The 7,633-nt window shown below is 70.9% G+C and carries 6 protein-coding genes and 1 pseudogene; all 7 read right to left on the bottom strand.

Annotation, left to right across the window (positions count from 1 at the left end; genetic code table 11):
- Positions 1-614: pseudogene (locus tag ABZU75_RS44340) on the bottom strand (glycosyl transferase); the annotation flags it as partial.
- A 12-nt stretch (positions 615-626) separates the two neighbouring features.
- Positions 627-1,892 carry an activator-dependent family glycosyltransferase gene (locus ABZU75_RS44335; RefSeq protein WP_355568850.1) on the bottom strand — a complete coding sequence of 422 codons (1,266 nt, stop codon included), beginning with the start codon at positions 1,890-1,892 and terminating at the stop codon, positions 627-629.
- Between the two features lie 12 nt (positions 1,893-1,904).
- Entirely contained in the window at positions 1,905-3,173 is a 1,269-nt protein-coding gene (locus ABZU75_RS44330; protein WP_355568847.1) for an activator-dependent family glycosyltransferase, read from the bottom strand.
- A gap of 9 nt (positions 3,174-3,182) precedes the next feature.
- On the bottom strand, positions 3,183-4,439 hold the full coding sequence (locus ABZU75_RS44325) for an activator-dependent family glycosyltransferase (RefSeq protein WP_355568844.1): 1,257 nt from the start codon (positions 4,437-4,439) through the stop codon (positions 3,183-3,185).
- 4 nt (positions 4,440-4,443) lie between these two features.
- Positions 4,444-5,733, bottom strand: coding sequence for an activator-dependent family glycosyltransferase (locus ABZU75_RS44320; RefSeq protein WP_355568841.1), 1,290 nt, complete (start codon positions 5,731-5,733; stop codon positions 4,444-4,446).
- 5 nt (positions 5,734-5,738) lie between these two features.
- Positions 5,739-7,034: an activator-dependent family glycosyltransferase gene (locus tag ABZU75_RS44315; protein ID WP_355568838.1), complete on the bottom strand. Its 1,296-nt coding sequence runs from the start codon at positions 7,032-7,034 to the stop codon at positions 5,739-5,741.
- A gap of 12 nt (positions 7,035-7,046) precedes the next feature.
- On the bottom strand, positions 7,047-7,633 hold a 587-nt coding region (locus tag ABZU75_RS44310; RefSeq protein WP_355568835.1), incomplete at its 5' end, for a nucleotide disphospho-sugar-binding domain-containing protein.

Genomic DNA, 7,633 nt, shown 5'->3' with positions numbered 1-7,633 from the left:
CCGGTGATCATGTCCTCGGTGAAGTCGAAGCCGTACTTGCGGCCGTAGCCGGCCAGCCAGTCGGCGAGCGGGTCGGCGCGCTTCTCGGGGGGCTGCTCGGCCTGGAGGCGCAGGAAGCGTTGCCGGGTGACGCCGAACACGTCGATGCTCCACAGCAGCCGGGCGTGCGCGGCGCCGCAGGCCTTGGCGGCGATCGCCCCGGCGATGGTGAACGGTTCCCAGATGACCAGGTCGGGCTGCCAGTGCCGGGCGAAGTCCACCAGCCCGGCGACCAACGGGAAGTTGTCCATCTTGTAGTCGTCGTTGACCACTTCGGTGTACGCGGCCAGTAGGTCGTTCCAGGTGACGTCCGCCTGGTCCGCCGCGACCTTCCACGGCATCGGCAGCCCGGCGCGTGCCTGTTCGAGCAGTTCCGGGGCGAACCGCGCTATCTGCCAGGCGTCGGCGTCGCGGCCGACGGGGACGGCGGTCAGTCCGGCCTGGGTGACGACGTCGGCGAACTTGGGCTGGCAGGCGACTCGGACGTCGTGGCCGGCGGTGCGCAGTGCCCAGGCCGGCGGCACCATCGCCCGGAACATGCTCTTGTCGGCGAGCGTGGCGAACAGGACGCGCATCGTGTCGTCTCCTCAGCGGTGTCGGGCGGTGAGCTCTTCCAGCTGCGGGACGAGCTGGTTGGGGGTGGGCTGGGCGTGGATTTCGTCGCGCAGGTCGTGCGCCCGGTCGCGGAAGGCGGGCTCGTTCAGTAGCCGCAGCAGGCTGTCGCGGACGGCCTGGCCGGTCGCCTGGCCGGGGTGGATCTCCAGCCCGGCGCCGTGTTCGGCGAGTTTGCGGGCCAGGATCGGCTGGTCGAAGTGGTAGCCCATGGCGAGCTGAGGGACGGGGTGCAGGGCGGTGGTGGCCATGGTGGCGGCGCCGGCGTGGTGGATGACGGCCGAGCAGGTGGGTACCAGGGCGTGCAGCGGCACGTAGGGGACCAGGCGGGTGTTGGCAGGGACGCGGGCGAGTTTGGTCTGTTCGGACTCGGCGACGGTGGCGACGACCTCGATGTCGAGGTCGGCCAGCGCGTCGAGGATGTCCTGCATGTCGACGGTGTAGCCGTCGAACACCGCGGTGGCGGTGGTGCCGAGGGTGAGGGCGACGCGGGGGCGTTCGGGCGGGGTGCGCAGCCAGCCGGGTACGACGGCGGGGCCGCCGTAGGGGACGTACCGGGTGCGCAGGTAGCGCAGACTCTCAGCCTCGACCTGGAAGCTTTTCGGGAACTGGTCGATGGTGAAGTTCCCGGTGACCATGTCCTCGGTGAAGTCGAAGCCGTACTTGCGGCCGTAGCCGGCCAGCCAGTCGGCGAGCGGGTCGGCGCGCTTCTCGGGCTGCTGCTCGGCCCTGAGCTGGAGAAAGCGTTCCCGTGTCACCCCGAAGACGTCGACTCCGAACAGCAGGCGGGCGTGTGCGGCGCCGCAGGCCTTGGCGGCGATGGGGCCGGCGAAGGCGAACGGTTCCCAGATGACCAGGTCGGGCTGCCAGTGCCGGGCGAAGTCCACCAGCCCGGCGATCATCGGAAAGTTGTCGGTCTGGTGTCCTTCCCGCACCATGCCGGCGTACGCGTCCAGCATGTCGTCCCACGTGGCGTTCGCCGGAGCCTCTGCGACGTCGTAGGGAGCGGGCACTCCAGCCCGTATCTCCTGGACCGAGTCCGGGTCCAGGCGCGCCATCCACCAGATGTCGACGTCGCGGCCGACGGGGACGGCGGTCAGTCCGGCCTGGGTGATGACGTCGGCGAACCTCGGCTGGCTCGCGAACCGGACGTCGTGGCCGGCGGTGCGCAGCGCCCAGGCCAGCGGCGCCATGTACAGGAAGACGCTTTTCTCGGGGATGGCGGTGAACAGGACGCGCATCGTGTCGTCTCCTCAGCGGTGTTCGGCGGTGAGCTTCTCCAGCTGCGGGACGAGCTGGTTGGGGGTGGGCTGGGCGTGGATCTCGTCGCGCAGGTCGTGCGCCCGGTCGCGGAAGGCAGGCTCGTCCAGCAGGCGCAGCACGCTCTCCCGGACGGCCTGGCCGGTCGCCTGGCCGGGTTGGAGTGCCAGCGCGCCGCCCTGGGCGGCCAGGTCGCGGGCCATGATCGGCTCGTCGAAGTGGTAGCCCATGGCGAGCTGGGGGACACCGTGCAGGGCGGTGGTGAGGACGGTGCCGAAGCCGCCGTGGCTGATGACCGCCGAACAGGTCGGTGCGAGGGCGTGCAGCGGCACGTAGGACACCAGGCGGGCGTTGCCGGGAACGCGGGAGAGTTTGGCCTGTTCGGACTCGGCGATGGTGGCGACGAGTTCGATGTCGAGGTCGGCCAGGGAGTCCAGGATGTCCTGCACGCCGGCGGTGTAGCCGGCGAACATGTCGGTGGCGGTGGTGCCGAGGGTGAGGGCGACGCGGGGACGTTCGGGCGGGGTGCGCAGCCAGCCGGGTACGACGGCGGGACCGCCGTAGGGGATGTACCGCATGGGGAGGTAGTCGAGGTCGGCCCGCATGCTCAGCGAGGCGGGGAGCTGGTCGATGGTGAAGTCACCGGTGATCATGCCCTCGGTGAAGTCGAAGCCGTACTTGCCGGCGTAGTCGCCCAGCCAGTCGGCCATGGGGTCGGCGCGCTTCTCGGGCGGCTGCTCGGCCCTGAGCTGGAGAAAGCGTTCCCGTGTCATCCCGAAGACGTCGACGCTGAACAGCAGGCGGGCGTGCGCGGCGCCGCAGGCCTTGGCGGCGATCGCCCCGGCGTAGCTGAAGGGTGTCCAGATGACCAGGTCGGGTCGCCAGTGCCGGGCGAAGTCCACCAGCCCGGCGATCATCGGGAAACTCTCGGCTCTGTCCCCGTCCGCCGTCTCGGCGTGCGCGTCCAGCGTGCGCTCCCAGGTGCCGCCCGTCGGATCCTCCACGATGTCGTACGGCGCGGGCAGCCCGACGCGCACCCGCTCAAGCTGCTCCGCGGTCATGCCGTAGAGCTGCAGGAGCCGCATGGTGTCGACGTTGCGGCCGACGGGGACGGCGGTGAGTCCGGCCTGGGTGATGACGTCGCTGAAGGCGGGCTGGCCGGCGACGCGGACCTCGTGGCCCGCGGTGCGCAGCGCCCAGGTCAGCGGCACCATGGGCAGGAAGATCGTCTTCTCCGGGACGGTGGCGAACAGGATGCGCATCGTGTCTCCTCAGCGGTGTTTCGCGGTGAGCTCTTCGAGCCGGGGGACGAGGTCGTTGGGGCTCGGCATCGCGTGGATCTCGTCGCGCAGGTCGGCGGCGCGCTCGCGGAAGCCGGGTTCGCCGAGCAGCCGCAGCACGTTCTCCCGGACGGCCGCGCCGCTCGCCCGGTCGGCTGCGACGACCAGCGCCGCGCCCTGATCGGCGACCTGCCGGGCGAACAGCGGTCCGTCGAAGTCCCAGGGCATGGCGAGCTGGGGGACACCGTGCAGGGCGGTGGTGAGCACGGTGCCGAAGCCGCCGTGGCTGATGACCACCGAGCAGGTCGGTGCCAGCGCGTGCAGCGGTACGTAGGAGACGAGGCGGGCGTTGGCGGGGACGCGGGCGAGTTTGGTCTGTTCGGACTCGGCGATGGTGGCGACCACCTCGATGTCCAGGTCGGCCAGCGCGTCGAGGATCTCCTGCACACTGACCGAGTAGCCCGCCTGGTGGTCGGTGAGGCTCAGCCCCATCGTCAGGGCGACCCGCGGGCGCTCGGGGGCGGTCCACAGCCATTTCGGCACGATGGCGGGTCCGCCGTAGGGGACGTACCGCATGGGGACGTAGTCGAGGCCGGCCCGCATGCTCAGCGAGGCGGGCAGTTGGTCGACGGTGAAGTGACCGGTGATCATCTCCTCGTCGAACGCGAAACCGTGCTTGCGGCCGTAGCCTTCCAGCCAGTCGCGGAGCGGGTCGGCCCGCTCGTCGCCGAGCCGCAGGAAACGGTCCCGGGTGAGGCCGAAGACGTCCAGGCTCCACGGCAGCCGGGCGTGGGCGGCGCCGCAGGCCTTGGCGGCGATAGGCCCGGCGAAGGTGAGCGGTTCCCAGATGACGAGATCGGGCCGCCAGTGCCGCGCGAAGTCCACCAGCCCGGCGATGATCGGCAGGCAGGCCGGCCGGTGCCACGACTGCTGTACCTCGGCGTACCCCGTGGTCAGGTACTCCCGGGTGGCCTTTTCCGGAAATTCCACGACATCGTATGGTGTGGGAAGGCCGTAGGCGGGTTCCCAGGTCCAGTCCGGGAGGCGGGGGTCGCGGGCGAGCAGTTGCCACAGGTCGGCGTCGCGGCCGACGGGGACGGCGGTGAGTCCGGCCTGGGTGATGACGTCGGTGAAGGCGGGCTGGCCGGCGACGCGGACCTCGTGGCCCGCGGTGCGCAGCGCCCAGGCCAGCGGCACCATGGCCAGCAGGTGCGCCTTCTCCGGGTTGGCGGCGAACAGTACGCGCATGACGTCACCTCCCACCGGGCACGACGGGTCGCCGGTGCGACGCCACCCGCTCTTCGAGCTGGACCGTCACCTCGTTCGGAGTCGGCATCGCCAGCATCTCCTCGCGCAACCGGTTCGCGCCCTGGCGGAACCGGGGTTCGTTCAGCAGCCGCAGCAGTCGCTCCCGGAGGATCAGGCCGGTGGCCTGGTTGCTGTTGACGGCGAGACCGGCGCCCTGGGCGGCGATCCGCCTGGCCAGGGCGGGGCCGTCGCCGTCCCAGGGGATGGCCAGGTGCGGGACCGCGTTCAGTGCGGTGGTGGCCAGGGTGCCGAACCCGGCGTGGTGGATCACGGCGCCGCAGGTGGGGGCGAGGTCGGCCAGCGGTACGAACGGAACGAGCCGGGCGTTTTCCGGGACCGAGGCGAGCTTCCGCTGCTCCGGTTCCGCGACGGTGGCGACGAGCTCGATGTCCAGATCGGCCAGTGAGTCCAGGACGCTCTGCAGGTCGACCCCGTAACCCGCCCCGTGCTCGGCGGTGCTGAGCCCCATCGTCAGCGCGACCCTGGGCCGTTCAGGCCGCTCCCACAGCCACGACGGCATGACCGCCGCGCCGCTGTAGGGCACGTAGCGCATCGGCAGGTAGTCCAGGTCGGCGTCCATCCGCAGGGATCGCGGCAGCAGGACGATCGTGAACTGGCCGGTGACGAGGTCCTCGGTGAACTCGAAGCCGTACTTGCGGGCGTAGCCGCCCAGCCAGTCGGCCATCGGGTCGGCCCGCTCCCCGGGCGGCTGCAGGTCCTTGAGCCGCAGGTGGTGTTCGCGGGTCACGCCGAGGGTGTCCACGCTGAACAGCAGGCGGGCGTGCGCGGCGCCACAGGCCTCGGCGGCGAGCGCGCCCGCGTAGGTGGTGGGCTCCCAGATCACCAGGTCGGGCCGCCAGCTCCGGGCGAACTCCACCAGATCAGTGATCATCGGAACGTTGCTCATCTTGTGCCAGCGGCCGACCTGGATGTCGTAGCCGTCCTTGAGGTAGCTCCAGGTGACATCCCGCGGGTGCCACTCGGCCGCGTCGTACGGGACGGGCAGCCCATTGACCCCCGTCCCGATCCAGGTGAGGTCCCGGTTCATGAGCTGCCACAGGTCGGCGTCGCGGCCGACGGGGACGGCGGTGAGTCCGGCCTGGGTGATGACATCGGTGAAGGCGGGCTGGCCGGCGACGCGGACCTCGTGGCCCGCGGTGCGCAGCGCCCAGGCCAGCGGCACCATGCTCAGGAAGTGCGTCTTCTCCGGGTAGGTGGTGAACAGCACGCGCATCGGCGTCACCGGGTCCCGCTGTGCTCGGCGACGAGTTCGAGGAGTCGCGGGACGAACTCGTTCGGGGTGGGCATGGCGAGGAACTCCTCGCGCAACCGGTCGGCGCCCTGGCGGAAGGCCGGCTCGTTCAGCAGCCGCAGCAGGTTCTCGCGGACCACCTGACCGGTCGCCTTGGTGGCGTGCACGGCCAGACCGGCGCCCCGCGCGGCCAGCCGCTCGGCCAGGGCCGGCTGGTCGACGTCCCACGGCAACGCCAGCTGGGGCAGTCCCTGCAGGGCGGTGGAGGCGAGGGTGCCCACTCCGGCATGGTGGATGACGGCCGAGCAGGTGGGCAGCAGCGCCTGAAGCGGTACGTAGGGCACCATCCGGACGTTGCCGGGGACCCGGTCGAGCTTGGCCTGCTCCTCCTCCACGATCGTGGCGATGATCTCGACGTCGAGGTCGCCCAGGGCGTCGAAGAGGTCCTGCACGTCGACGGGGTAGCCGACGTCGCGGTCGGTGACGGTGAGCCCCATGGTGATGGCCACCCGGGTGCGCTCTGGCGGGGCCCACAGCCACTTCGGGACGACGGCGGCGCCACCGTACTGGATGTATCGGAGCGGGACGTACGTCAGGTCGGCCCGCATCCGCAGCGAGGGCGGCAGCATGTCGATGGTGAACTGGCCGGTGATCATGTCCTCGTCGAACTCGAACCCGTACCTGCGGGCGTAGCCGCCCAGCCAGTCGGCCATCGGGTCGGCGCGCTCCTCGGTGGGCCGCTCGGCCCGCAGGCGCAGGAAGTGGTCCCTGGTGATGCCGTAGACGTCCGCGCCGATCAGCAGGCGGGCGTGCGCGGCGCCACAGGCCTTGGCCGCGATCGCGCCCGCGTAGGTGGTGGGCTCCCAGATCACCAGGTCGGGCTGCCAGCTCTGGGCGAACTCCACCAGATCGGTGATCATCGGGGTGTTGCTCTGCTTGTGCCACTGGCGGATCTGCAGCTCGTACCCGGCGTGCAGGTAGTCCCAGGTGACGTCCTCGGCCGGCCACTCCGCCGCGGCGTATGGCGTGGGCCAGCCCACCTTTTTGCTGCCGATCCCCTTTTTCCTGGTGTCGGGCATCTGCTTGAGGCGGCCGAGGTACTGCCACAGGTCACGGTCGGCGCCGATGGGCACCGCCGTCAGGCCGGCCTGGGTGACGACGTCGGCGAACTTGGGCTGGACCGCGACGCGTACCTCGTGGCCGGCGGTGCGCAGTGCCCAGGCCAGCGGCGCCAGCAGCAGGAAGTGCGTCCTTTCTGGATATGTCGTGAACAGGATGCGCATCGTGTCGTCTCCTCAGCGGTGTTTGGCGGTGAGTTCTTCCAGCTGCGGGACGAGCTGGTTGGGGGTGGGCAGCGCGTGGATCTCGTCGCGCAGGTCGGCGGCGCACCGGTGGAAGGCCGGCTCGTTCAGCAGGCGCAGCAGGTTGCCGCGGACGGCCTGGCCGGTGACCTGGCTGGTGTGGATCTCCAGTCCGGCGCCGTGTTCGGCGAGCTTGCGGGCCAGGATCGGCTGGTCGTAGTGGTAGTGCAGGGACAGCTGCGGGACCGGGTGCAGGGCGGTGGTGGCCAGGGTGGCGGCGCCGGCGTGGTGGATGACGGCCGAGCAGGTGGGGGCCAGAGCGTGCCAGGGCACGTAGGCGACCATCCGGGTGTTGTCCGGGACCCGGGAGAATCTGCGCTGTTCGGATTCGGCGACGGTGGCGACGAGTTCGATGTCGAGGTCGGCCAGCGCGTCGAAGATGTCCTGCATGTCGACGTTGTAGCCGTCGTAGACCTCGGTCGCGCTCAGGCCCATGGTGAGGCCGACGCGTGGTCGCCGGGGTGGGGTGCGCAGCCAGTCGGGCACGACGGCGGGGCCGCCGTAGGGGACGTAGCGCATGC

Source organism: Streptosporangium sp. NPDC005286 (assembly GCF_040607515.1).
Lineage (GTDB): Bacteria > Actinomycetota > Actinomycetes > Streptosporangiales > Streptosporangiaceae > Streptosporangium.
Note: the sequence above shows the minus strand (reverse complement) of the source record. Positions and strands in the feature narration are given on the sequence as shown.